Origin of the sequence: Sphingopyxis sp. (assembly GCF_016704835.1) — a bacterium.
GTDB lineage: Bacteria > Pseudomonadota > Alphaproteobacteria > Sphingomonadales > Sphingomonadaceae > Sphingopyxis.
The window spans coordinates 134,839-157,898 of record NZ_JADIZJ010000006.1 but is presented as its reverse complement, the minus strand read 5'-3'; the positions used below and the strand labels follow the sequence as shown (position 1 = coordinate 157,898).

The following is a 23,060-nucleotide window of genomic DNA, read 5'->3' as shown; positions in this document are numbered from 1 at the left end:
ACTAACCCGACTTCAGCTCCGCTTTCAGCCGCAGACTGGCGCGCCAGAAGAAGAAGGCGGGGATGAGGCCGAGCCACGCCGCGCCGTAAAGCACCCAGCGCACGCTTTCCTGGCCCGCCAGCGGCTGAAGCGCGTCGGATAGCACGCCGAACAGGAACGGCCCGAGGCCAAGCCCGATCAGATTTTGCCCGAACAGCATGATCGACGCCGCAACCGCGCGCGCGCGGGGCTGGACCAGCCCCTGCACACAGCCATAGGCGGGGCCATAATAGGCCGAATTGAGAATCGTCGGAATGATCAGCATCGCCACCGCGACGCGCCAGTCCTCCATATAATAACCAAGGAACAGGATCGGCGCCGCGACGGCCATTCCATAGGCGGGAAAAGTGAGCAGATGCTTTTTGTCACGCGGCCCATATTTGTCGGCCATCTTGCCGCCCAGCCAGGTGCCGAATGCCCCCGCGAGCCCGAGCACGACCGCCATCGACAGCCCCGCCTCGGTTGTCGATAGCCCGTGACTGCGGATGAAGAAGCTGATCGTCCACAGCGCCTTGCCATAGCCGAGCACCGCGACGACCGAAGCGGCGATCAGGATATAGATGAAGGCGCGCGAGCTGAAAATTTCGCGCAGCGCCTCACCCGTCGACAGCGGCACGACGGCGCGGGCGGTCGCGACCGCTTCGGCCGAGCGGCTGTGCCGCGGTTCGCGCATGACGAACAGCACGATGAGCGCGAGCAAAATTCCGGGCGCACCGACCATCATCAGCGCGACGCGCCAGCCATAGAGGTCGTTGACCACCCCGCCGATGATCAGACCGAGGAGCGACCCGATCGGCACCCCCAGCCCATAAAAAGCAATCGCCGACGACCGCTTTTCGACGGGCACGCTATCCGAAATCAACGAATGCGCGGCGGGGGTACAGCCTGCCTCGCCGACGCCAACCCCGACGCGCGCGAGCAGCAGCTGAACAAAGTTCTGCGCCAACCCGCACACCGCAGTCATCGCCGACCAGATCGCCAGCGAAATGGCAATCAGCCGCACCCGGTTTGTGCCATCCTTGTCGGCGTAGCGCGCGATCGGGATACCAAGCAGCGCGTAAAAGACCGCAAAGGCCGGTCCCGCGAGCAAGCCAAGCTGCGTGTCCGAAAGCCCAAGGTCGGCCTTGATGGGTTCGGCCAGGATATTGACGATCTGCCGGTCGAGGAAGTTGAAGATATAGACGATCAGCAGGATCCACAGCATCGACCGCGTTTGCGCGGATACACCGGTGACCGGCGTAACGGTGCCCTGCGACAAGGCAGCTTTATCGTTCATTTTTATCTCCCACGCTCATGGGAGCAGACCGGGGGGATCGGTGTCAACGCCGTTGCGGCATCCCGAAAATCGCCGCTTGCAATTGCCGCTACGGCTGGCAGCGTGTTGTCCATGCAAAAAATTTCGCTGCTCGCCGCCACCGCCCTGCTCGTGATCGATCCCGCAATGGCAATGCCGCCGCCGCTGCCACCGGTAGAGGGCAAGGACGCCGCGACGCTGCAAGCCGAGATGGAAAGTCGGGGGATGTACGAGGGGCTGCTCGCGACCCTCTATCTCGATCGCATCGCTAAGGTCGACGATTATGGACCAAAGCTCGACGCGGTCGTCGCGACTTTTCCCAATGCCGATGTGATGACGGAAGCCAAGTTGCTTTACGAAGAGCGCAAGGCAGGAAAGCTGCGTGGCCCGCTCCATGGGATCCCCATCCTGATCAAGGACAATATCGAAGTTGCCGGTCCACTTCCAACGACCGCTGGTTCGCTAGCGCTTCAGGGCAATGTCACGGGACGCGACGCACCGATTATTGCCCGTCTGCGCAATGCCGGTGCGGTCATCCTTGGCAAGACGAACCTCAGCGAATGGGCCAATATTCGCTCGAACAATTCGACCAGCGGCTGGAGCGCGGTTGGCGGGTTGACCAAAAATCCGCATGCGCTCGATCGCAACACATGTGGTTCGTCCGCAGGCAGCGCCGCTGCTGTCGCGGCCAGCCTCGCGCCGCTCGCGATCGGTACCGAAACCGACGGCTCGATCACCTGCCCCGCCGGGGTCAACGGGATCGTCGGGTTCAAGCCCACCGTCGGGTTGGTCAGCCGCACGCATATCGTCCCGATCAGCCATAGCCAGGATACGGCGGGACCGATGACGCTCACCGTGCGCGATGCTGCGGCCGTCATGACCGTGATCGCGGGCAGCGACCCTGCCGATCGGGCAACCGCCGAAGCCGACGCCCGCAAGGTTGATTACACCGCCGCGCTGTCGGCCGATGCGCTGAAGGGCAAGCGCGTTGGAGTGCTGCGCGATCGCGTCGGCGACCGAGCCGACATCGCCGCGCTGTTCGACGCCGCGTTGAAGCAGATCACCGACCTTGGCGCGACGGTCGTCGAGATCGCCGATAGTCGCAAAGGGCTGGAGGAACTGGGCGCGGCCGAATTTGAAGTGCTGATGACCGAACTCAAGGCAGACATCGCAACGTATCTCGCTGGCCTTCCCGCCAACGACGGCCCTAAAACGCTCGCCGACCTGATCGCGTTCAACAGGGCGAATCCCGCCGAACTGAAATGGTTCGACCAGTCGTTGTTCGAGCTGGCGGAGAGCAAGGGAGGCCTCGACAGCACCGCCTATATCGCGGCGCGCGAAAAGGCAGCGCGGCTCGCCGGTGCGGAAGGCATCGACCGGCTGATGGAAGAGCATGACGTCAACCTGCTCGTCGGGGTTACCAACGGCCCCGCCTGGACCAACGACCTCGTGAACGGAGATCACTACAGCGGTCCCAGCGTCAGCCAGCTCCCCGCTGTTGCGGGCTATCCGCACCTCACCGTACCGATGGGCGCGGTCGCGGGGCTACCGATCGGGGTGTCGTTCATCGGCGGAAAATGGGCCGACGCCAATGTGCTTGCGGCGGGCTATGCCTATGAGCAAGCGAGCCGCAAGCGCGTTACGCCGACGTATCGTGTGGGTATCGAACCTTAGCCGAACGTAAAAAGTCCGGTCGTGTCGAGCTAAGTCGAGCCACCGCGCTGGAAAGCCCCCTCGATGGGCATCTCGACTGGCTCGATGCGAACGGAACGATGTCGAACCGATGCCGCCGCTAGCGTTTATCGCGCCGCCGCTTCCAGCCCATTTCCTCAAGCTCGAGCAATTCCATTGGCACATGGATGTTGCGGATTGCCATCCGAACCTCGATCAGAAATAACACCAGCGACGCGAGAAGCAGCATCATCGCAATCGCAAATGCCCAGGACGCCGCCAGCCCCAGGTTGAAACCCGCAATCGCCTGCGCGAACAGCAGCGCGACAAGCAGGCAGACCACGATGCCGCACGCGACGGCGGCAGCAATCGCGTTGTTGATCACGTCCATCCGCCGGTCGGCGGCGCGCAGTTCGGCGACGACCCGGTCATGTTCCGCCCCCTCGGTCTCGGCCCAGCGCTCCATCAGCGCGCGCGAACGATCGACGACGCGAGACAGGCGCCCGGTCAGCACGTTGAGCAGGCTGCCCGTCGCAACGAGCAGGAACACCGGGGTGACCGACAGCTGAATCGTCTCGGCGATCATCGCCGAGCCGCTCGCGCTCATCCTTCGGCGCCGGCCGCGACCGACGGGGTGTTTACGCCGTGCAGTTGGAGGAATTTGCGGATATTGCGCGCGGCCTGACGAATGCGCTGCTCGTTTTCGACCATCGCAATGCGGACGAAACCCTCGCCGTCTTCACCATAACCGACGCCTGGCGCAACCGCGACCTTGGCATGGATCAGCATTTGCTTGGAAAACTCCAGGCTACCCATTTCTTTCAGCGCTGGCGGCAACGGCGCCCAGGCAAACATCGACGCCTTCGGGCTCGGAATGTCCCAGCCAGCGCGCGCGAAGCTTTCGACCATCACGTCGCGGCGCTTCTGATACAGTTCGCGATTGCGTGCGACGATATCTTGCGGCCCGTTGAGCGCGGCACAGGCAGCGGCCTGAATCGGGGTGAAAGCGCCGTAATCGAGATAGCTCTTCACCCGCGTCATCGCCGCGATCAGTCGCTGGTTGCCGACCGCAAAGCCCATGCGCCAGCCCGCCATCGAATAGGTTTTCGACATCGAGGTGAATTCCACCGCAACATCCTTGGCGCCCGGCACTTGCAGGATCGAGGGGGTCGGGTTGCCGTCGTAATAAAGCTCGGAATAGGCAAGGTCGGACAGGACCCAGACCTTGTTTTCCTTCGCCCATGCAACAAGCCGCTCGTAAAAAGCGAGGTCAACCGTCTCGGCGGTCGGGTTCGACGGATAATTGACCACCAGGATCGACGGGCGCGGCACGGTAAAGGCCATCGCGCGGTCGAGCGCGCGCCAATAGGCTTCGTCGGGGGTCGTCGGCACGCTGCGGATCGTCGCCCCGGCGATGATGAAGCCGAAGGTGTGGATCGGATAGCTGGGGTTGGGCGCCAGCACGACGTCGCCGGGACCGGTGATCGCGGTCGCGAGGCTGGCGAGCCCTTCCTTCGACCCCATCGTCACCACCACTTCGCTCTCGGGATCGAGTTCGACATTGAAGCGGCGCGCGTAATAATTGGCCTGCGCCTTGCGGAGCCCCGGAATGCCCTTCGACTGCGAATAACCATGCGCGTCGGGCTTCATCGCCACCTCGCACAGCTTTTCGATCACGTGCGCAGGAGGCGGCAAGTCGGGGTTGCCCATTCCCAGGTCGATGATGTCTTCTCCCGCGGCGCGGGCGGCCGCACGCATCGCATTGACTTCGGCGATGACATAGGGCGGCAGGCGCTTGATGCGATAGAATTCATCGTCGGGCATGGGAAACTAGAACAACTCCTTTTCGTTATCGGATATAAGCGCGAACGGCGCCTCGCCAGCCGCACCGCGGCTTGTTATAGGCTTCTAACCGCACTGACCAGCAGGAACGAACATGAGCGACGCAGACAAAAGCGATACGACGGACGTTCCCAACCCCTTCCTGCCGACGCCCGATGACATGCAGCATTGGGCCAGCGTGATTGGTCGCGCGCAGCAGATGATGCTCGAATATGCGCTGGGACAGGCGAATGACGGCAAGGCCAGCGCCACGGCGATGTTCGATCCCTCTTCATGGCTCGAAAACCCGGCGACACAACATTGGGCGCAGCAGTCGTCGAAAATGTGGGACCAGGGAGTCGCTTTCTGGACCTCGCTCGCGACCCTGAATCCGATGACTCCCCCCGCTCCAGACTTAGCAAGCAAGGATCGTCGCTTCGCTGACCCCGATTGGGCAAGCAATCCTGTGTTCGCGATGATCCGCCAAACCTACGGCCTGCTCGCCGAACAGATGCTCGCGACGACGCGCCAGTTCGAGGGGGCCGACCCCGCGGCGCGAGCGAAGATGGAATTCGCCGCAAAGAGCATCGCCGATGCGATGGCGCCGACCAACCTCGTGCTCACCAACCCGGAAGTCATCAAGCGCGCGGTCGAAACGCGCGGCGAAAGCCTGCTCAAGGGCTTGCAGCATATGCTGACCGATCTGTCGCGCGGGCAGCTATCGCATGTCGATCCCGACGCGTTCGAAGTCGGGATCAATATTGCGACGACCCCGGGCAAGGTGATCCACGAAACCGAGCTCTATCAGCTGATCCAGTATGCGCCGACGACCAAGGAGGTGTACGCCGTACCACTGCTGATCTTCCCGCCGTGGATCAACCGCTTCTATATTCTCGACCTCAATCCAGCGAAAAGCTTTGTCGCGTGGGCGGTCGGACAGGGGCTGAGCGTATTCATGGTGTCGTGGAAATCGGCCGATGCGTCGATGAAGGACATTGCCTGGGATGATTATATCGCGGCGCAGATCGACGCCATCGACACTGTGCGCGCCGCCCTCGACGTCCCGGCGGTCCACACGATCGGCTATTGCGTCGCTGGGACCACCCTCGCGGCGACGCTGGCAATCCTGGCGGCGAAGGGTGAGGCCGACCGGGTGAAGTCGGTAACTTTCTTCACCGCGCAGGTCGATTTCGAACAGGCCGGCGACCTCAAAATGTTCGTCGATGACAGTTATCTGGCGCTGCTCGAACAGCTGTCGACGCCCGGCTACCTTGACGGCCGCTACATGGCGGCGACCTTCAACAGCCTGCGCGGACGCGATCTCATCTGGAATTATGTCGTCAGCAATTACCTGCTCGGCAACGACTACCCGCCCTTTGACTTGCTCTATTGGAACGGCGACACCACCAACCTGCCCGCGAAATGGCACCGCCAGTATCTGGTCGATTTGTACCGCGACAACCGCATGGTCATCCCGAACAGCCTGTCCGCGTGCGGCACGCCGATCGACCTGCGGAAAATCGAGACCCCCGCCTATATCCAGGCCGGCCGGGAGGATCATATCGCGCCGCTCGCCAGCGTCTGGCGGTTGATGGACAATTTGTGCGGCCCCAAAACCTTCCTGCTCGCCGGATCGGGCCATATCGCCGGCGTCGTCAATCCGCCCGCTGCCGGCAAATATCAATATTGGACCGGCGACAGCAACGCAGCGACACTCGACGAATTTGTTACCAGCGCCACCGAGACCAAGGGCAGCTGGTGGCCGCACTGGATCAACTGGATTTCAGCGCAGGATGACGAAAAAATTGCAGTCAAGGGCGCCCGTATCCCCGGAAAAGGCACCAAAAAGGCCATCGAGGACGCCCCCGGCCGCTATGTCAAACAGCGGTAATATCTAGCGATTATCCAGCCTGCGGGCGCCAATGATAATTTTTTTGTGCGCTGCACAATAATATCCTTGAAATCGCCGAACCACTCCTATATTGTGCACTGCAACATAAAGGAGTTTTACCCATGGCTACCAAGATGGATAGTGCCGAAGAGGCTTTCGAAGCCGCGACGCTGGAAACCGCCGCCAAGCCGGTGGAAGCTCCGGCTGCCCCGGCTCCGGTTGCTGCTCCCGCAGCTGTGAAGCCTGCGGCCCCTGCCAAGATCAAGACGGTGAAGGCAAAAGCCAAGCCGGCCGCGAAAAAGGTCGCTGCCCCTAAGGCAGTTGCCAAGAAGGGCGCCCCCAAGAAGGCGACCGTAAAGAAAATTGCCCCCAAGGCCGCGCCGAAGCCGGTTGCCGCCGTCAGCAAAGGAATCAAGACCATGAACGACACCGTCAAGAAGTTCGCCGACGAAGCGAAGACCCGCACCGAAGCCCTGACTGCGGACTTCAATGCGAAAGCCAAGGACGCAATGAGCAAGACCAGCAAGCTGGCCGAAGAAGCCGTCGAATTCAACAAGGCGAACGTCGAAGCGCTGGTCGAAGCCGGTAAGATCGCTGCCAAGAACATGGAAGTTCTTGGCCAGGAAGGCGTGACCTTCGCTCGCAAGAGCTTTGAAGACACGACCGCTGCGCTCAAGGGTTACACTTCGGTCAAGACCCCGGCCGATTTCTTCAAGCTCTATGCCGAAAACAGCAAGAAGGCGTTCGACGCCGCTGTTGCCCAGACCTCGAAGACCAGCGAACTGGTCGTCAAGATGGCCAACGACAGCTTCGCGCCGATCTCGAACCGCGTTTCGGTGATCACCTCGAAGATGAAGGCCGCTTAAGACACCCTTATCTTCCGTTGGCGCGGGCACTTCCCCCTCTTCCCCGCCTGCGCCGACACTTTCAAGACCGCTCGCTTCCTCAGGAAGCGGGCGGTTCTTGTTTTCACCGCCAGCCGATCGCGGCTGGCGAACAAGAGGTTAAAAACCGCGCGCACGCCCCTTGCGCTTCGCCCGCGGCTTGCGATATTCCTGCCCATGATGCTTCCAGTTTCCACCCTCCATCCGATCCGCGCCATGGCGGGGTCAAAGACCGTCCGCGCGATGGCGGACAAGGACGACGGCTCGCCCGGCACCCCCGGCGTCGGCATCGCCACGCGCACCCGCGCGAAGGCGAAAAAGCCGTCGATGTACAAGGTGCTGCTGCTCAACGACGATTACACCCCGATGGAATTCGTCGTGATGGTGCTGCAGCGTTTCTTCAACATGGATATCGAACAGGCGACGCAGGTGATGCTGCATGTCCACCAGCAGGGCGTAGGCGTGTGCGGCGTGTTCAGTTACGAAGTCGCCGAAACCAAGGTCAATCAGGTGATGGACGCGGCGCGGCAGAGCCAGCACCCGCTGCAATGCACGCTAGAAAAGGCCTGAGCTAGGCCGTTCGCGCGATCTGTTCCGCCTTGAGCGCCGACGACGGCTCGCCTTTCAGATCACCATAACCGAGCCCGGCGCCGCAGCCCGGACAGATAGTCGCCGTCCCGACATCGGTGCCGCAGCCGCGATGCACATAGCGGATCGCCGGCCCCTCGCCCATTTCCCGCGGCGCGTAAGCCCAGCGTTCGGCCCAGTTGCGCATCGCATACAGAATATCGAATAACGCCTTGCCCTTGTCGGTCAGCCAATAGTCTTGGCGCACCGGCCGCTGGCTATAGGCGCGGCGCTCGGCAATCCCCTCGGCTACCAGCATCTTCAGCCGCGCCGAAACGATCTGCGGTCCGAGCCCAGTATTGGCCGCGATGAGTTCGAAGCGGCGCCGGCCGAAGAAAAGTTCGCGCAGGATCAGCAGCACCGCCCGGTCGCCGAGCAGTTCGGCCGAGCGACCAACGGGGCAGAAGGTGGCCGAGAGATCGGTACGTCTGGGCAAGTTTCGCCTTTCCTCTTGTCACTATGATTATCATAGTTATGATCCGGCACAAGAGGAGATTCGCGCATGCCTAATCCCGCAGCCGTCATCATCGGGGCAGGAGACGCCACCGGCGGCGCCATTGCACGCGCATTTGCCGCCGAAGGTCTTAGCGCCTGCGTCAACCGCCGGCCGCGGAACGCCGACCAGCTCGAAACGCTCGCCCGGTCGATTCGCGACGAGGGGTATCAGGCGCGCGCCTTCCCCGCTGACGCACGCGAGGAAGAGGCGATGATCGCGCTTTTCGACCAGGTCGAGGCCGAGGTCGGGGCGGTCGAGGTTGCGGTGTTCAACATCGGAGCCAATGTGAATTTCCCGATCACCGAGACCTCGGTGCGCGTTTACACCAAGGTCTGGGAAATGGCATGTCTCGGCGGTTTCCTGATGGGGCGAGAAGCGGCGAAACGCATGACCCCGCGCGGCCGCGGGACGATCATCTTCACCGGCGCGACCGCAAGCCTGCGCGGCGGATCGGGTTTTTCCGCATTTTCGGGCGCGAAGGGCGCTTTGCGGATGCTCGCCCAGTCGATGGCGCGCGAGCTGGGGCCGCAGGGCATCCATGTCGCGCACACGATCATCGACGGCGCGATCGACACCGATTTCATAAAGGGCCGCCACCCCGATTTCGACAATGCGAAAGCGCAGAACCTGATCCTAAACCCTGATGCGATCGCGGCCAATTATGTGATGCTTCATAAACAACCCAAAAGCGCGTGGACGCACGAACTCGACCTCCGTCCCTGGGGAGAAAAATGGTGAGTAAAAGCCTCGAACTGATCTTCGATTTCGGTAGCCCCAATGCCTATCTTTGCATGAAGGCGCTGCCCGAGCTGCTCGACCGCACCGGCGCCGACCTCGTCATCACGCCTTGCCTGCTCGGCGGCATTTTCAAGGCGACGGGCAACAAGGCGCCGATGATCCAATATGCCGATGCGCCAGCCAAGCTCGCTTATGAAAATTTGGAAATGCGGCGTTTCATCGAAAAACATGGCCTGAGCAAATTTCGGATCAATCCGCATTTCCCGGTCAATACGCTGACGATCATGCGCGGCGCGATCGTCGCCGATGATGAAGGCGTGCTCGACGACTATATCGACACCGTAAACCGCGGGATGTGGGAGGACGGGCTGAAGATGGACGATCCCGAAGTTATCGTCGCCTTTCTGTCGGCGAACGGCTTCGACGGCCCCGCGCTACTGGCGCGGACGCAGGACACAAAGATCAAGGCGAAGCTCGTTGCCAACACGGAAGCCGCAGTCGCGCGCGGCGTATTCGGCATCCCGACCTTCTTCGTCGGCGAGGCGATGTTTTTTGGCAAGGACCGACTTTCTCAGGTCGAAGAAGCGCTGCTGGCGTAAACTTAGCCCCCCAATATCGTGATGCCGGCGAAGGCGGATGCGACAATGTAAGGCTATTCCGCCTCCGGCTCCTCGTCTGCGATCACCCGCACATCGGTCCGCGGATAGGGAATGACGATCCCCACCTCCTTGAACCGGTCCCAGATGCCGAGGAATACCTCACCCTGGATATTGCCGAGCCCGGACTCGGGGTCAGAAATCCAGTAGCGCAGCTCATGCTCGATGGCGCGGTCGCCGAACGCGGTGATCCACACCACCGGCTCGGGGTGCGCCAGAATGCGTGGGTTGGCATTCGCGGTCTCAACCATGATCACCTGCGCCGCGCGCAGATCGCTTTCATAAGCGACCGGTACACGCATCCGCACCCGCACTTCGCGGCTGGAATAGCTCCAGTTTTCCACCGGCTGGGTCATCAGCAACTCGTTCGGGATCAGATGCTTTTTGCCGTCGCGCGTCACCACGCTGACCGCGCGCACCCCGATCTTGGCGACGCGTCCGACGTTGGGGATGCCGTTCAGCGATGCCGAACTGCCCATACTACTGCCATCACCGACGACGATCACGTCACCCGGCTTGATCGAGCGGTCCATCAGCAGGATGATGCCGGCAATCAGGTTACCGACCGTCTTTTGCAGCCCGAAACCGATCGCGAGGCCCGCGGCGCCCGAAAATACCGCGAGTGCGGTCAGATCGATACCCAGCAGGTCGATGCCAAACAGCATCGCGAAAACGAACAACGCGATCGCGATGAGTTTTTCGGTGAGCAGCCGCTGGGTCGCGTCGATCTGGGTGTTGCGGCGGAGCAGCCATTTGATCGCGCGCATCAGCATTCGCACCGACAGATACAACAGCACCGCCACGACCAGCGTCGAGAACAGGCCGTAGAGCGACAGACGATAAGAACCAACGTCGATCCCGATCGCCTTCATCACCTCGACGGCGCTTCCGACACCGTCGCGAAAATTTTCAGTCGCGCTCATCTCGCCGCGAACCCGCGCTTGAGGTCGGCGATCAGGTCAGCGGGATCCTCGAGCCCGGTCGACAGGCGGACCAGCGGGTCGGAATCGGTCCAGGCTGTCGCAGTGCGGACGGGGTTGCTGGGTACGACCAGACTTTCATAGCCGCCCCAGCTGAACCCGATGCCGAACAGCGACAGCGCGTCGATGAAGCGGGTGCGTGCGGCGATGTCGGCGCCCTTTAGGGTAAAGCCGAACAGCCCGCTGGCGCCGCTAAAATCGCGCGACCAGATCGCATGGCCCGGGTCGTCTTCGCGTGCGGGATGGAGGACACGCCCGACCTCGGGCCGCTCTGCCAACCAGCTCGCGACTGCCAGGCCATTGTCGCCGTGCCGCTGCATCCGCACGTCGAGCGTCCTAAGCCCACGCAGCATCAACGCGCAATCATCGGGCGAAACCGCCTGCCCCAACTGATATGCCGTGCTGCGCAACCGCGGCCACACCGCTCTCGTGGCGGTAAGCGATCCCATCATGGCGTCGCTGTGCCCACCGACATATTTGGTGAGGCTCATCATCGTCACATCGATGCCGTGCGCCAGCGCGGGGAACAGCAGCGGCGTCGCCCAGGTATTGTCGAGCATCGTCAGCACGTCGCGCTCGCGCGCGACCCGGGTAATCGCGGGAATATCCTGCACCTCAAAGGTCAGGCTGCCCGGCGATTCGAGGAAGATCAATCTGGTTTTCGGGGTGATCAGGTCGGCGATCCCGGCACCGATCAGCGGATCATAGTAGGTGGTCACAACGCCATAGCGCGCGAGCAGCCCATCGCAAAAGGCGCGCGTCGGTTCATAGGCGCTGTCGACCATCAGCAGATGATCGCCCGGCGCGAGCAGCGCGAGCAGCCCTGCCGAATTGGCCGCGACCCCAGAGGGATAAAGCAACGTGCCCGCAGCACCTGGCTCCATGCCGGTCAGCGCGTCGGCGAGCGCCCACACCGTCGGCGTGCCGCGCCGACCATAATACAGCTTGTCGTGCGTCGCGTGACCGCGCGCTTCGAGGTCGGCGACATTGTCATAAAGAATCGTCGAAGCGCGCCACACCGGCGGATTGACGACGCCGCCGCCCAGCCGCGGATCGCCGGTCCACTCCGGCCGCCGCCCGCCCTGCACCAGCTTGGTGGCGGGGCGGAGGTTTTCGTCGTCGCTTTTGTTCATCCCAGCTGTGTTAGCGGAGCCATGGGCAAAATCCAGTGGCTGCGGATATTCCCGTCGCCCGCGCGAAGGCGGATGGCGGACAAGGAGAAAAATCGTCGTTACGAAAAATCGAGTTGGATGATCTCGCGCGGTGTCGCGCGACAATATATTTCGATCGAGCGCGCGCCGTCGGGATAGGTGGCGGTCATCGCGGCGCGGATCCGCCAGCCGCCATTGCCCTGTTCGAGCGATACCAGCTTGTCATAGGACAGCTTCGTCCCCCCGGTCACGCCGATCTGGCGCGCCGCGTCGGTCATGCAGTTCTGCACCGACGGCCGCGCCGCGCTCGGCAGGGCAGACAGGTTTGCGCTGAGCTGCGCCGGCGGACCGGCGGGATAGGCCGTGGGCGTCTCGGTCGACGTTTCGTCACCAGCCGATGATTTCTTCTTCTTGCTGAGCAGCAGCGCAAGCAGTCCGCCGGCCACCACGACGCCGCCGATGATCAGACCGGTGCTCGGCCCCTTGTCCTTGTCCTTGTCCTTCTCCGGCGGCTGCACATTCCTATAGCCATAAGCAAATTCGGCGCGGCAGCCCTTGTCCACCCAAATATAGTCACCGGTATAGCCCCATTGCCGCCCGGCGTTGCACTTGCCGCCAAGCTTGCGCACCAGATCGACGCGGTTGTTCGTAGGGACATCGCACTGCTCATACCGATTGCCGCGCGATTCGCAGCGGATCATTCCAGTATAATCCCCGCCAGGATCATAGCCGCCGGCATAGCCATAACCAAACTCCGCACGGCACCCGCCCGACACCCATATGCCGTTGGCATCGAATCCCCAGTCGCGCCCTTTCGAGCAGCGACCGCCGATCACACGGGTCAGGTCGACGCGATTGCCGGTGCGAACGGTGCAGCGTTGCTGGCGATTGCCGAAAGATTCGCAGCGGATCGTACCCGCATAACGCGCGTCATCACTCGACTTCGTCGGCGCCGGCGGATAGGGATAAGTCGATTGGGCCAGAGCAGGAGCCGCCAGCTGAGTGGCGATCAGCGATACCGATGCAGCGACGGTGATGACGCTGTTCCTCATGCCCAATCCCCCTTATTTCTTGACAGAAACCGCTTGGCAGATTGCCGCCCTTTGCAAGCCAAAAGCACCCCTAATATTCTCATGTTTTGGACGCAATAGCTAACTCAAATTGGAGCGGAAACTGGGTCGCTCTACCACCATGATTACCGCAATCGCGCTTTCCATTGCCCGATCAGAGCATTAGGCTCTGTCGATCCGCGAACCGCAGGGGAGCGAGGGTCTTGGGCACATCGATCATCGACGGAACCGTCACCGCCACCGACGTCAAACGCAAGGCTGGCAACATGACGGTGTTCAGCAGCATCGACTTCCAGCGCGATGACGGCAAGCCGCACAGTCTGAAAAACGCGGTCACCAAGGGCAAGGTCACCGCTGCGATGCAACCCGGAACCAGCGGCCGCTTCTATTGCTTCACCGCGCTGGATATCGGGGGCGTTCATGCCGTACGAACCGCCGATGGCCGCGCCATCTTTGCTTACCCAGGCGACAACAACCAAAAGATCTTCCTTTTCGGCATAATCGCTGCGGTCGCCTGGATCGCAATCATGCTGATGACCCGGGATCGCATTCCGCTGCTCGGCCTCGCGGGACTAATCCTTGGCTTCGTTGGCTTTGTCTTCATGGGCAAGGGTTCGCGCGAGACGCAGGCGCAGTTCGACGACGATGCGGGATATACACCGCCCGCCTGACCTTGCCGCTGCTTGCGTAGCGGCTTGCATCCGCTAAAGACTGCCCATGGATCAAATCGTCATTCGCGGCGGCCAGCGACTCAAGGGCCGTATCCCCATCTCCGGCGCCAAGAATGCGGCGCTGACGTTGCTGCCTTGCGCGCTGCTCACCGACGAGCCACTGACGCTGCGTAACCTGCCGCGGCTCGCCGACGTCGATGGCTTTGGGCATCTGCTCAATCAGCTCGGTTGCTCGACGACGATCGAGGGATCGCGGCCCGAGGATTTCGGCCGCGTGATGACCGCGCGCACGACGACGCTGACCTCGACCGTCGCGCCCTATGACATCGTGCGCAAGATGCGCGCCTCGATCCTTGTTCTCGGCCCGCTGCTCGCGCGCGCCGGCGAAGCGACCGTGTCGCTGCCCGGCGGCTGCGCGATCGGCAACCGCCCGATCGACCTGCATCTGAAAGCGCTCGAAGCCTTTGGCGCCCAGATCGAGCTAACCTCGGGCTATGTGAAGGCGGTCGCGCCGGGCGGACGCCTGGCGGGCGGCAAGTTTACCTTCCCCGTGGTTTCGGTCGGCGCAACCGAAAATGCGCTGATGGCGGCCTCGCTCGCCAAAGGCACCTGCGTGCTCGAAAACGCCGCGCGCGAGCCCGAGATCGTCGACCTGTGCAACTGCCTGGTCGCGATGGGCGCGCATGTCGAGGGCATCGGCACCGAAACTCTGACCATCGAAGGGGTCGATCGCCTGCACGGCGCGACCTACCGCGTCATGGCAGACCGTATCGAGGCGGGCAGCTACGCCTGCGCCGCGGTCATCACCGAGGGCGACGTCGAGTTGGTCGGCGCCAAGGCCGACGAGATGGAAGCGACGCTATCGGCGCTGCGTCAGGCCGGCGCGACGGTCGAAGAAACCAAGACCGGCATTCGAGTCGCGATGTCGGGGCGCGCCCAACCGGTTACGCTGTCCACAGCGCCCTATCCGGGCTTCGCTACCGACATGCAGGCGCAGTTCATGGCAATGGCGACGCTCGGCAGCGGCGCGTCGCTATTCACCGAAACGATTTTCGAGAACCGCTACATGCACGTCCCCGAACTCGCACGCATGGGCTGCGACATCGATGTCCGCGGCCGCAGTGCGGTGGTGCGCGGGGTTGATCGCCTTGTTGGCGCACCCGTGATGGCGACCGACCTGCGCGCTTCGATGAGCCTGATCATCGCGGGTCTGGCGGCGCAGGGGACGACCGAGGTCAACCGCGTTTATCACCTCGATCGCGGCTACGAACGACTGGAAGAAAAACTCCAGGCGGTCGGCGCCGACATCGAACGGATCAGCGCGGGCTGACGCTTTTAGTCAGGTGATCGGCGCGGCCGTAAGGACCGCGCGCCGCGCCTTTGATCCAGTCGCCGAGCAATTTCAGGTAGCCGTCGGTAACGCGCGTTCCACTGCGCGACCCGTCGGCGTTGGTTCGATATTCGAACATGCCATGGTCGGTGTCGGGAAAGAGATAGACGTCGACCGGCTTGCCGTCCTTGGCGAGACCGAGCAGCGCGCTGCGCGTCGTTTCGATCGGCGCCTCGCGATCCTCGCCCGCGAGCACCCACAGCAATGGCGCTTCAAGTTTTTTCAGCGCCGCAAGCGCGTCATAATCCCATATCAGTTCCAGATTGTCGAAGCGCGCGCGGCCAACGCGGCGCAGTTCGTCATTCGACATGCGCATCATGGCGCCGCTATGCTCCCCCGCGATCGTCGCCGCCCAAGGCTTGCTGGCCATGTCGCGCCGCACCGCATCCAGTTCGTCGTAACCCGCAGCAAAATTTGAAAGCAGCAGCTTGCTTGTCGCCGATGACAGTCGGTTTACGAGCTGCACTTCATCCTCGCCCAGCCCCGCTGCCCGCACCTCCGAAACCAGCTGTTCGCGATCCTCCTCGATCGGCGAAGCGACAAGCCCGAATCCGACCGCGACAAAATCGGCCTTCGTCAACGTCGCAGCGCGCGGCGCGACCCAACCGCCCTGACTACCGCCAAAAAACCCGGCGCGTCCGAAGCGGCCTGATGCCACGGCGCGAATCTGGTCCAACGCGTGGGCCGCATCGGCGGCGAGCAGGTCGAAATTCTGCGTATATTCGCCCTCAGAGCCGCCCGTCCCGCGCTTGTCATAGACGAACACCGAAATGCCCTGTGCCGCCAACGCATAGCCATAGACGCCGCCGACGGGCGACGTGCGTTCGGACCCGTGAACCATGACCACCAGCGGTCGCTTCGGGTCGACCGCCGGCGGCTCGATCAACACGCCCGACATCTTTGTTGCCACGCTGTCAAAGGTCGTCGGCGTCTCGCGAAAGGCGATCCGGTTCCAAGTCGCAGCGCCGACCGTCACGCCATCGCCGCTGCAAGTGAGTGGCACGGCAGCGTCCGAAGTCGCGCCGCGGCGACCATCGCGGAACAGGTAGCGAAGCCCCGGAGCAGGGATCGTCGGCAGAGCAACGAGTACAACGAAATCGCCGTTGGCTGCTGCATAGGTGCCGGGCTGGCAGGCCGTCTGGGCGACGGCCGGTGCGGCCGCGAGGGTGGTCAGCAGGGCGAGAGCAGTGGCGCGACGTTTCATATGACCGGCCTATCGAAACGACACAGCGGTGACAACATAGGGTCAGGGCCTAAGTCTCGCGCTCCACGGCAACGGAAACCATGTTGCCGCTGACCGAAGGCCGTTCGGGGCGCTTAGCGACCGCGATCACCAGCCCGACCAGCGCAACCACGCCGCCGCCGATCGACAGCGGCGCCCAGCGATACCCTTCGAAGATCGTCGAAAAGCCCATCGCGATGATCGGGATCAGCACGCTCGACCATGCCGCCTGCCCCGGCCCGACCGCCCGAATGATGTTGAAATAGAGCGGGAACGTCACTGCACTGGCGATCACCCCCAGATACAGCACACCCAACAGATAAGCGGATGTCGTCTCGATCACCGGCGCACCGGTGGTTACCCATGCGAAAACGGCATCGCCCAATGCGCCAAACAGCATGGCCCACGCGATCATCACCGCCATCGACTGCTCGCGCGCGATGCTCGAACCCTGCATCACATTGGACGCCGACGCGCTGATCACGCCGCATAGTGTGAACGCGGTGCCGATCACCACTTCGGCGGCACCGACGTCGGCGGCGCGATATTCGTGGAGGATCATCATCCCCACCCCGACGATCGCGATCCCGGCGCCGAGCAGGAATCGTCCCTCGACCTTGGTTTTCAGGAAAATGCGGCCAAGCAGCGTGTTCGGCACGATCAGCAGCGCAAACAGCACGGCGACCAGCCCCGACGTGATGTGAAGTTCGGCGCGATAGACGAAGTTGAAATTGAATGCGAACTGGGCGAGCCCCAGCAACGCGGCGAATCCCCACCCGAACCCCGACAGTGTCAACCGTTCGCCGCGCCAGCCCGCATAGGCAAACATCGCGGCGGCGCCGACGAAGAAGCGGTAAGCGACCGACCAGCTGGGCGGCACGACGCCGAGTTGCCCGGTGATCACGATCCACGTCGATCCCCAAATCAGGGTGACGAAGAGGAAGGGGACAAATACGCGCGGCGTCAGCAGGTTGGGCGGCGCGCTCATAGCGCGGCGATTGCGGCTGCCAACGGCGCGACCGCCCGCGCATCCTGATCCCAGCTGACGACCAATCGCGCCGCGCCTTCGCCCCAATCGTAAAAATCAAACCCGGCGCCGCGCAGTCTCGCCGCCTCGGCCGCGGTCAGGCGGACGAACAGTTCATTCGCCTCAACGGCATGCATCAACCGGTCACCGCATGCCGCCGCGAGGGTCGCCGCCCCGGCGTTTGCGGCGCGCGCATTGTCCAGCCACAGGTCGTTGGTCAGCATCGCGCGGATCTGCGCCGCGACGAACCGCCCCTTGCTGAGCAGATGGCCGCCCCGTTTCTTGAGCTCGCGAACCCCCGGCCCGCCGCTGCCACCGAAAAAGACGATTGCTTCGGCCATCATCGCGCCATTTTTGGTAAAGCCGAACGACAGCGCATCGACCCCGGCGCGCCAGGTCACGTCGGCGGGGGCGCAGCCCAGATAGGCGACCGCATTGGCAAAGCGCGCGCCGTCCATGTGCAGCTTCATGCCATTGGCACGGGCGATTGCGCTGATCTCGCTAATCTCGTCGGCGCGCCAGACCAGTCCATATTCGGTCGCATTGGTGATGCTGATCGCTGCGGGTTGGACCTGATGCACGTCCTTGCGGATTCCAGCAATCCGGGCTTTCAATGCCTCGGCGTCGATCTTCGCTCCGTGTCCGGGCAGCGTCATCAACTTGGCGCCGCCCGAGTAAAAGGTCGGGGCGCCGCATTCATCGACCTCGATATGTGCCTCCTCGTAACAGAGAATCCCCTGCCACGGCCGCACGAAATGGGCGAGTATGATGCTGTTCGCGGCGGTGCCGGTGGGGATCCACACGACTTCGCAGTCGGTCTCGAACAGCTCGGAAAAGGTCGCGTCGAGCGACCGGCTCAGCGCGTCACCGTCATAGGCGGTATCGACATGGTTGGCGGCCGCCATCGCTTCCATCACCGCGGGATGAACGGTTGCAGCATTGTCGGAGAAAAAGCGGGTCGCAGTCACGAATCGCGCCTTAGCGCAGGTCAGCGCGTCATGCTAACGCTTCATTCCCATCATTTCGGTTGTGCGTCATTAACAGTATCGCCGCCTGCCTCGGCTGCGGAACCGTGCGCAATTGTCGCGCCGCCTGCGACACCAAGCCCGCCCGCCATGCCCACGCCGCCGCCGCCTATCCCGCCGCCACGTCCACCGCCGCCGCCGCCACCTTGACCGCGCGCCGAACTGCCACTTTTGCCGCCGCCACTCGACGGGCGGGTCGGACCCTGCAGCGGAATGACCACGTCGGCGGGAACTGGATCGAGATCGAGCGCCTGGCGCACGAAATCGCGCAGCGCGATCACCAGGTCGTGGACGTGTACCGGCCGGCCGTCGGCAAGCTCACGCGCCGCGCGGCTGGCGAGCCGCACCTGATCCTCGGTGCCCAGCAGGATGATGTCGGACAGCGCGGCTTCGACGGCGTCGCGGATCCGGCGCGGGCGGTCCGATTCGCCCTCCGCCGATCCATCGCCGACGGTTTCGCCTGACATGTCGATCGGCGGCGCCGTCTCGCCCTCGCCGAGCGCGATGCGCCGCCTGTCGCGCAGATGACGCGGATCGACCGTCAGATCACCGGTGAACGAGCCGCCCAGCGTCTTGTACGCTGCCATCAGCGTGCGCAGCCGCTCGTTGATCTGGCGATTCATCCGTTCGCGGCGCTGCTGGATCGTCATCATCACCATCAGCCGGATGCCAACCCCGATCAGCGTGAAGAGCGCGAGACCCATCAGCGTCGTGCCGATGCTCTGCCATGATGAAAAATCGAACATTCGCATTGCCGCGCTTCTCCCGCCGCCCGATCACCCGGCGCCGGTTCTGGAGCGTTCACGGACAGGAAGCCACTGAATTTTCGTTCGTTGCCGCGGATCACCGCAAGCGACCGCCGGCTCAGCGGTCGCGTTTCGCCAGCAGCTTCAGGCGCAGCGCATTGAGCTTGATAAACCCTGCCGCGTCCTTCTGGTCATAAGCGCCGGCATCATCCTCGAACGTCACATGGCGTTCGCTGTACAGGCTGTTTGGCGACTTGCGGCCGACGACGTTCGCATTGCCCTTGTAGAGCTTGAGGCGGACGGTGCCCGACACCTTCTCCTGGCTATGGTCGATCGCCGCCTGCAACATTTCGCGCTCGGGCGCGAACCAGAAACCGTTGTAGATAAGCTCGGCATATTTCGGCATCAGCTCATCCTTGAGGTGCGCCGCGCCGCGATCGAGCGTGATGCTTTCGATGCCGCGATGTGCGCGGGCATAGATTTCGCCACCGGGCGTCTCGTACATGCCGCGCGACTTCATGCCCACGAAGCGATTTTCGACGAGGTCGAGGCGGCCGATGCCATGTTTGCGGCCGAGGTCATTGAGCGCCGCGAGCAACGTTGCAGGCGACATCGCCTGCCCGTTCAGCGCCACGCCATCGCCGCGTTCGAAATCAACCGTAACATATTCGGGCGTGTCAGGCGCATCCTCGGGATTGACCGTGCGGGAATAGACATAGTCGGGGGTTTCGTCCCACGGATTTTCGAGCACCTTGCCCTCGCTGGAGGTGTGCAGCAGATTGGCGTCGGTCGAAAACGGGCTTTCGCCCCGCTTGTCCTTCGGCACCGGGATTTGATGTTTTTCCGCCCACGCGATCAACGCGGTGCGGCTGGTCAGATCCCATTCGCGCCACGGCGCAATCACCTTGATGTCGGGATTGAGCGCATAAGCCGACAGCTCGAACCGCACCTGATCATTGCCCTTGCCCGTCGCCCCGTGCGCCACGGCGTCGGCGCCGGTTTCACGCGCGATTTCGACCAACCGCTTCGAAATCAACGGCCGCGCGATGCTCGTGCCGAGCAGATAATCGCCCTCGTACCGGGCGTTGGCGCGCATCATCGGGAACACGAAATCGCGGACAAATTCCTCTTTCAGATCGTCGATATAAATATGCTCGGGCTTGATTCCCATCAGCTCGGCCTTGGCGCGCGCGGGCTCCAATTCTTCGCCCTGCCCCAGATCGGCGGTGAAGGTCACCACTTCGCAGCCATAGGTGACCTGCAGCCACTTCAGGATGACGCTGGTATCGAGGCCGCCCGAATAGGCAAGGACGACGCGCTTGAATGACTCGGACATGATGACACCTTTGGCGTGGGGACAGACGCGGGCGCGGCTAGCAGTCCACCCGCCAGGGCGCAACCGCGATGCGTCGCCATAACAAGCCTCCTGGCCGCGCCGGTGACGTTCGCGAGTATTGAATGATGCCCTATTACGCGGATGAGGAAATCCATGCGCCCGACCCTTGCTTTAGCCACTGTCGCTGCCGCCGGCTTTGCCGCCTCGAGCCCCGCCACCGCCGAAGAGGGCATGTGGACCTATGATGGCGTTCCGACCGAAGCGATTCGCAAGGCCTACAGCTGAGCGCCCGATCAGCAATGGCTCGATCACACTCAAGCCTCGGCAGTGCGGCTGACCGGCGGCTGTTCGGCGTCCTTTGTGTTGAGCGAGGGGCTGATCCTGACCAACCATCACTACGTCATCAGCTGTCTGCAAAACCTGTCGACCGCCGACAGCGACCTTGTCGCCGGCGGCTTCAATGCCGCCGACCGCGCACGCGAACGGCAATGCCCGGGCCAGCAGGCCGAGGTCGTCACCTCGATCACCGACGTGACCGGCGACATCCAAGGCGCGATTGCCGCGCTGACGGGTGAAGCGCTGGTTAAGGCGCGCGATGCAGGAAGGGCTGGAGAAAATCTGGCGCGCCCCGACGCTGGTCGCCGAACTGGCAGGCAAGCGCGCCAAGCGGTGACCGGGCGATGGACAAGGTGGGGGCAGCGCGATGGCCCCCGCTGGGTCAGCCGACGCGCGTCCAGTCCATGAACCAGCTGTCGTCCCACGTCTTGCCGCCGTCGCGCGACGTGCCCTGGAACCAGCGGCAGCTGTTCGGCGTGATCCGGTCCCACACGCCGCGATAAAGCTCCGGCCCGTTCGCGCCTTGGCCCTCCGACAGGAAGGTGCCGACACCATCCTCGAACACACCGATCTGGCCTGGCACCGCGACGACGCCTGACTTGGCGTTGACCCAATGGTCGGACCATATCTTCTTTTCGACGTCGAGCAGGCGCAAGCCCATGCCCGAAAAACCGCGGGCGGGAATTCTCAGTTCCTCGACGCTGGCGATCCCGCCCAGGATGGCGAAGACGGTCGCTTCGCCGGGAAATTCAATCCATGTTTCGCCTTCGCGAAATCGGTTGTGGATGCGCCACTCGCCGGTCAGGAAATCGAAATCGCCGGGCTTTCCGACGGGTGCCGGATTGATGGCGCCAGAAACAGCTGCGGGGATCAGGCTGGACATAATAGCTCCTGCGGAAATCATGAAGATGGTGCGTCGGTCAATCGGGGTCATGCGGTGCTCCCTTGCCCGTCCCGCTGTACACACCCTATCCTGACATTTTCTGTCAGTTATTTTCTGCTACACCGCATAAATGCGCGCGAGCCGCCTCCTTTCGATCCTGATCCTCCTACAGCTGCGCGGACGGTTGACCGCGGCCGGGCTCGCGGCCGAGTTCGAGGTGTCCGAACGCACCATTTACCGCGACATCGACGCCCTCTCGGCGGCAGGCGTCCCGGTCTATGGTGACCGCGGACCCGGTGGCGGTTTCCAATTGCTGGGCGGTTATCGCACCCAGCTCACCGGTCTGTCGGCGCGTGAAGCCGAAGCAATGGCGATGATCGGCCTGCCCGGACCGGCGAGCGAGCTCGGCATCGGGGCGGCGACCAGCGCTGCGCACAACAAGCTGATCGCCGCGCTTCCAAGCGACAGTGGTGCTCTGGCCGACCGGATGGCGACGCGCTTTCACCTCGACGCGGTCGACTGGTTTCGCGGCGCCGAGGCACTGCCGCATCTGCCCGCGATTGCCCGCGCCGTGCTCGATCAACACACTCTGTCGATGCGCTACGACAGCTGGCAGGGCGCGCGGGACTGGAGCGTCGAGCCGCTCGGCTTGGTGCTGAAAGCGGGCATCTGGTACCTGGCCGCGCATAGCGGCGATAAGGTCCGCATCTATCGCATTGCAAACCTCACCGATCTGAAAGTCAGCGACGCACAATTCGACCGGCCAGTCGATTTTCATCTCGCGCGCTGGTGGCAGGCCGAACAGGCGCGGTTCGAGGGCGAATTGTTTGCAACGCGGGCGACCCTCCGCGCTTCCCCCGACGGGTGCAAGCGGCTGGCCGCGCTATCGCCGCGCGGCGCCGCAGCCGTTGCCGTGGCCGGCGCACCGATGCCGGGCGGCTGGCGCGAGATGACGATGATGGTCGAGGACAGCGACCATGGCGCGCGCGACATGCTGGCGCTAGGCGCTGAGATCGAGGTCATCGCCCCCGCCAGCTTCCGCCGCCGGGTCGCGGCGCTCGCCGCGCAGATTGCGGCGCGCCACCGGTGATTGGAATCGAAACGCC

23 protein-coding genes and 1 pseudogene are annotated in these 23,060 nt (G+C 63.2%); 11 read left to right on the top strand and 13 right to left on the bottom strand.

The genetic code is table 11. The annotated features are described in order from the left end of the window. Position 1 precedes the first annotated feature (1 nt). A complete protein-coding gene (locus tag IPF76_RS12185) occupies positions 2–1,315 on the bottom strand; it encodes an MFS transporter (protein ID WP_293844242.1) in 1,314 nt (437 codons plus the stop codon). Between the two features lie 111 nt (positions 1,316–1,426). Between IPF76_RS12185 and IPF76_RS12180 the strand changes: the two genes are divergently transcribed. Next, entirely contained in the window at positions 1,427–3,007 is a 1,581-nt protein-coding gene (locus IPF76_RS12180) for an amidase (RefSeq protein WP_293844239.1), read from the top strand. 118 nt (positions 3,008–3,125) lie between these two features. On the opposite strand, the gene IPF76_RS12175 is transcribed toward IPF76_RS12180, so the two are convergent. Beyond that, the gene (locus IPF76_RS12175; protein WP_293844236.1) at positions 3,126–3,611 is read right to left on the bottom strand and encodes a DUF2721 domain-containing protein; all 486 of its coding nucleotides are present in this window, start codon (positions 3,609–3,611) and stop codon (positions 3,126–3,128) included. After that, complete coding sequence (locus tag IPF76_RS12170) at positions 3,608–4,828, bottom strand: LL-diaminopimelate aminotransferase (RefSeq protein ID WP_293844233.1); 1,221 nt, start codon at positions 4,826–4,828, stop codon at positions 3,608–3,610. The genes IPF76_RS12175 and IPF76_RS12170 overlap by 4 nt, the downstream gene beginning before the upstream one ends. A gap of 112 nt (positions 4,829–4,940) precedes the next feature. Between IPF76_RS12170 and phaC the strand changes: the two genes are divergently transcribed. The 3 genes from phaC (at position 4,941) to clpS (ending at position 8,170) form a co-directional block, all read left to right on the top strand. Then, a complete protein-coding gene (gene phaC / locus IPF76_RS12165) occupies positions 4,941–6,716 on the top strand; it encodes a class I poly(R)-hydroxyalkanoic acid synthase (RefSeq protein WP_293844230.1) in 1,776 nt (591 codons plus the stop codon). Between the two features lie 122 nt (positions 6,717–6,838). Next, entirely contained in the window at positions 6,839–7,582 is a 744-nt protein-coding gene (locus IPF76_RS12160; RefSeq protein ID WP_293844227.1) for a phasin family protein, read from the top strand. A gap of 261 nt (positions 7,583–7,843) precedes the next feature. Further along, positions 7,844–8,170 carry an ATP-dependent Clp protease adapter ClpS gene (clpS, locus tag IPF76_RS12155; protein WP_293844645.1) on the top strand — a complete coding sequence of 109 codons (327 nt, stop codon included), beginning with the start codon at positions 7,844–7,846 and terminating at the stop codon, positions 8,168–8,170. A gap of 1 nt (position 8,171) precedes the next feature. Here clpS and IPF76_RS12150 read toward each other — a convergent pair whose 3' ends face one another. After that, positions 8,172–8,663 carry a helix-turn-helix domain-containing protein gene (locus IPF76_RS12150; RefSeq protein ID WP_293844224.1) on the bottom strand — a complete coding sequence of 164 codons (492 nt, stop codon included), beginning with the start codon at positions 8,661–8,663 and terminating at the stop codon, positions 8,172–8,174. 66 nt (positions 8,664–8,729) lie between these two features. On the opposite strand from IPF76_RS12150, the gene IPF76_RS12145 reads away from it, so the two are divergent. Beyond that, positions 8,730–9,461, top strand: a complete 732-nt coding sequence (locus IPF76_RS12145; protein ID WP_293844221.1) for an SDR family oxidoreductase — start codon at positions 8,730–8,732, stop codon at positions 9,459–9,461. After that, complete coding sequence (locus IPF76_RS12140) at positions 9,455–10,060, top strand: 2-hydroxychromene-2-carboxylate isomerase (protein ID WP_293844218.1); 606 nt, start codon at positions 9,455–9,457, stop codon at positions 10,058–10,060. The genes IPF76_RS12145 and IPF76_RS12140 overlap by 7 nt, the downstream gene beginning before the upstream one ends. A gap of 53 nt (positions 10,061–10,113) precedes the next feature. On the opposite strand, the gene IPF76_RS12135 is transcribed toward IPF76_RS12140, so the two are convergent. The 3 genes from IPF76_RS12135 to IPF76_RS12125 all read right to left on the bottom strand — a co-directional run bounded on the left by IPF76_RS12135 (position 10,114) and on the right by IPF76_RS12125 (position 13,300). Further along, a complete protein-coding gene (locus IPF76_RS12135) occupies positions 10,114–11,040 on the bottom strand; it encodes a mechanosensitive ion channel domain-containing protein (RefSeq protein ID WP_293844215.1) in 927 nt (308 codons plus the stop codon). Next, positions 11,037–12,230 (bottom strand): cystathionine beta-lyase, encoded by a 1,194-nt coding sequence (gene metC / locus IPF76_RS12130; RefSeq protein WP_293844212.1) that lies wholly within the window; start codon positions 12,228–12,230, stop codon positions 11,037–11,039. Before metC ends, IPF76_RS12135 begins: the two co-directional genes overlap by 4 nt. A gap of 98 nt (positions 12,231–12,328) precedes the next feature. Continuing rightward, positions 12,329–13,300, bottom strand: coding sequence for a DUF3011 domain-containing protein (locus IPF76_RS12125; protein ID WP_293844209.1), 972 nt, complete (start codon positions 13,298–13,300; stop codon positions 12,329–12,331). Positions 13,301–13,521: 221 nt separating this feature from the next. Between IPF76_RS12125 and IPF76_RS12120 the strand changes: the two genes are divergently transcribed. Together IPF76_RS12120 and murA are read left to right on the top strand one after the other, a co-directional pair. Then, the gene (locus IPF76_RS12120; protein WP_293844207.1) at positions 13,522–13,989 is read left to right on the top strand and encodes a hypothetical protein; all 468 of its coding nucleotides are present in this window, start codon (positions 13,522–13,524) and stop codon (positions 13,987–13,989) included. Positions 13,990–14,035: 46 nt separating this feature from the next. Continuing rightward, positions 14,036–15,319: a UDP-N-acetylglucosamine 1-carboxyvinyltransferase gene (murA, locus tag IPF76_RS12115; protein WP_293844204.1), complete on the top strand. Its 1,284-nt coding sequence runs from the start codon at positions 14,036–14,038 to the stop codon at positions 15,317–15,319. On the opposite strand, the gene IPF76_RS12110 is transcribed toward murA, so the two are convergent. From IPF76_RS12110 to IPF76_RS12090, 5 genes are all read right to left on the bottom strand, one after another. Beyond that, on the bottom strand, positions 15,306–16,583 hold the full coding sequence (locus IPF76_RS12110; protein ID WP_293844201.1) for an alpha/beta hydrolase: 1,278 nt from the start codon (positions 16,581–16,583) through the stop codon (positions 15,306–15,308). The genes murA and IPF76_RS12110 overlap by 14 nt on opposite strands. Positions 16,584–16,632: 49 nt before the next feature. Continuing rightward, positions 16,633–17,589 (bottom strand): DMT family transporter, encoded by a 957-nt coding sequence (locus IPF76_RS12105; RefSeq protein ID WP_293844199.1) that lies wholly within the window; start codon positions 17,587–17,589, stop codon positions 16,633–16,635. Beyond that, positions 17,586–18,596 carry a beta-eliminating lyase-related protein gene (locus IPF76_RS12100; RefSeq protein ID WP_293844196.1) on the bottom strand — a complete coding sequence of 337 codons (1,011 nt, stop codon included), beginning with the start codon at positions 18,594–18,596 and terminating at the stop codon, positions 17,586–17,588. Before IPF76_RS12100 ends, IPF76_RS12105 begins: the two co-directional genes overlap by 4 nt. Before the next feature lie 50 nt (positions 18,597–18,646). Then, the gene (locus IPF76_RS12095; RefSeq protein ID WP_293844193.1) at positions 18,647–19,399 is read right to left on the bottom strand and encodes a hypothetical protein; all 753 of its coding nucleotides are present in this window, start codon (positions 19,397–19,399) and stop codon (positions 18,647–18,649) included. Between the two features lie 118 nt (positions 19,400–19,517). Beyond that, a complete protein-coding gene (locus IPF76_RS12090) occupies positions 19,518–20,735 on the bottom strand; it encodes an argininosuccinate synthase (protein ID WP_293844190.1) in 1,218 nt (405 codons plus the stop codon). A gap of 153 nt (positions 20,736–20,888) precedes the next feature. Between IPF76_RS12090 and IPF76_RS12085 the strand changes: the two genes are divergently transcribed. After that, entirely contained in the window at positions 20,889–21,020 is a 132-nt protein-coding gene (locus tag IPF76_RS12085; RefSeq protein WP_293844188.1) for a hypothetical protein, read from the top strand. A 15-nt stretch (positions 21,021–21,035) separates the two neighbouring features. Continuing rightward, positions 21,036–21,479 (top strand): annotated as a pseudogene (locus IPF76_RS12080) (S46 family peptidase); the annotation flags it as partial. Here IPF76_RS12080 and IPF76_RS12075 read toward each other — a convergent pair. Beyond that, the gene (locus IPF76_RS12075; RefSeq protein ID WP_293844185.1) at positions 21,454–22,005 is read right to left on the bottom strand and encodes a hypothetical protein; all 552 of its coding nucleotides are present in this window, start codon (positions 22,003–22,005) and stop codon (positions 21,454–21,456) included. The pseudogene IPF76_RS12080 and the gene IPF76_RS12075 sit on opposite strands and share 26 nt — an antisense overlap. A 79-nt stretch (positions 22,006–22,084) precedes the next feature. On the opposite strand from IPF76_RS12075, the gene IPF76_RS12070 reads away from it, so the two are divergent. Further along, positions 22,085–23,044: a WYL domain-containing protein gene (locus IPF76_RS12070; RefSeq protein ID WP_293844182.1), complete on the top strand. Its 960-nt coding sequence runs from the start codon at positions 22,085–22,087 to the stop codon at positions 23,042–23,044. Positions 23,045–23,060: the final 16 nt, after the last annotated feature.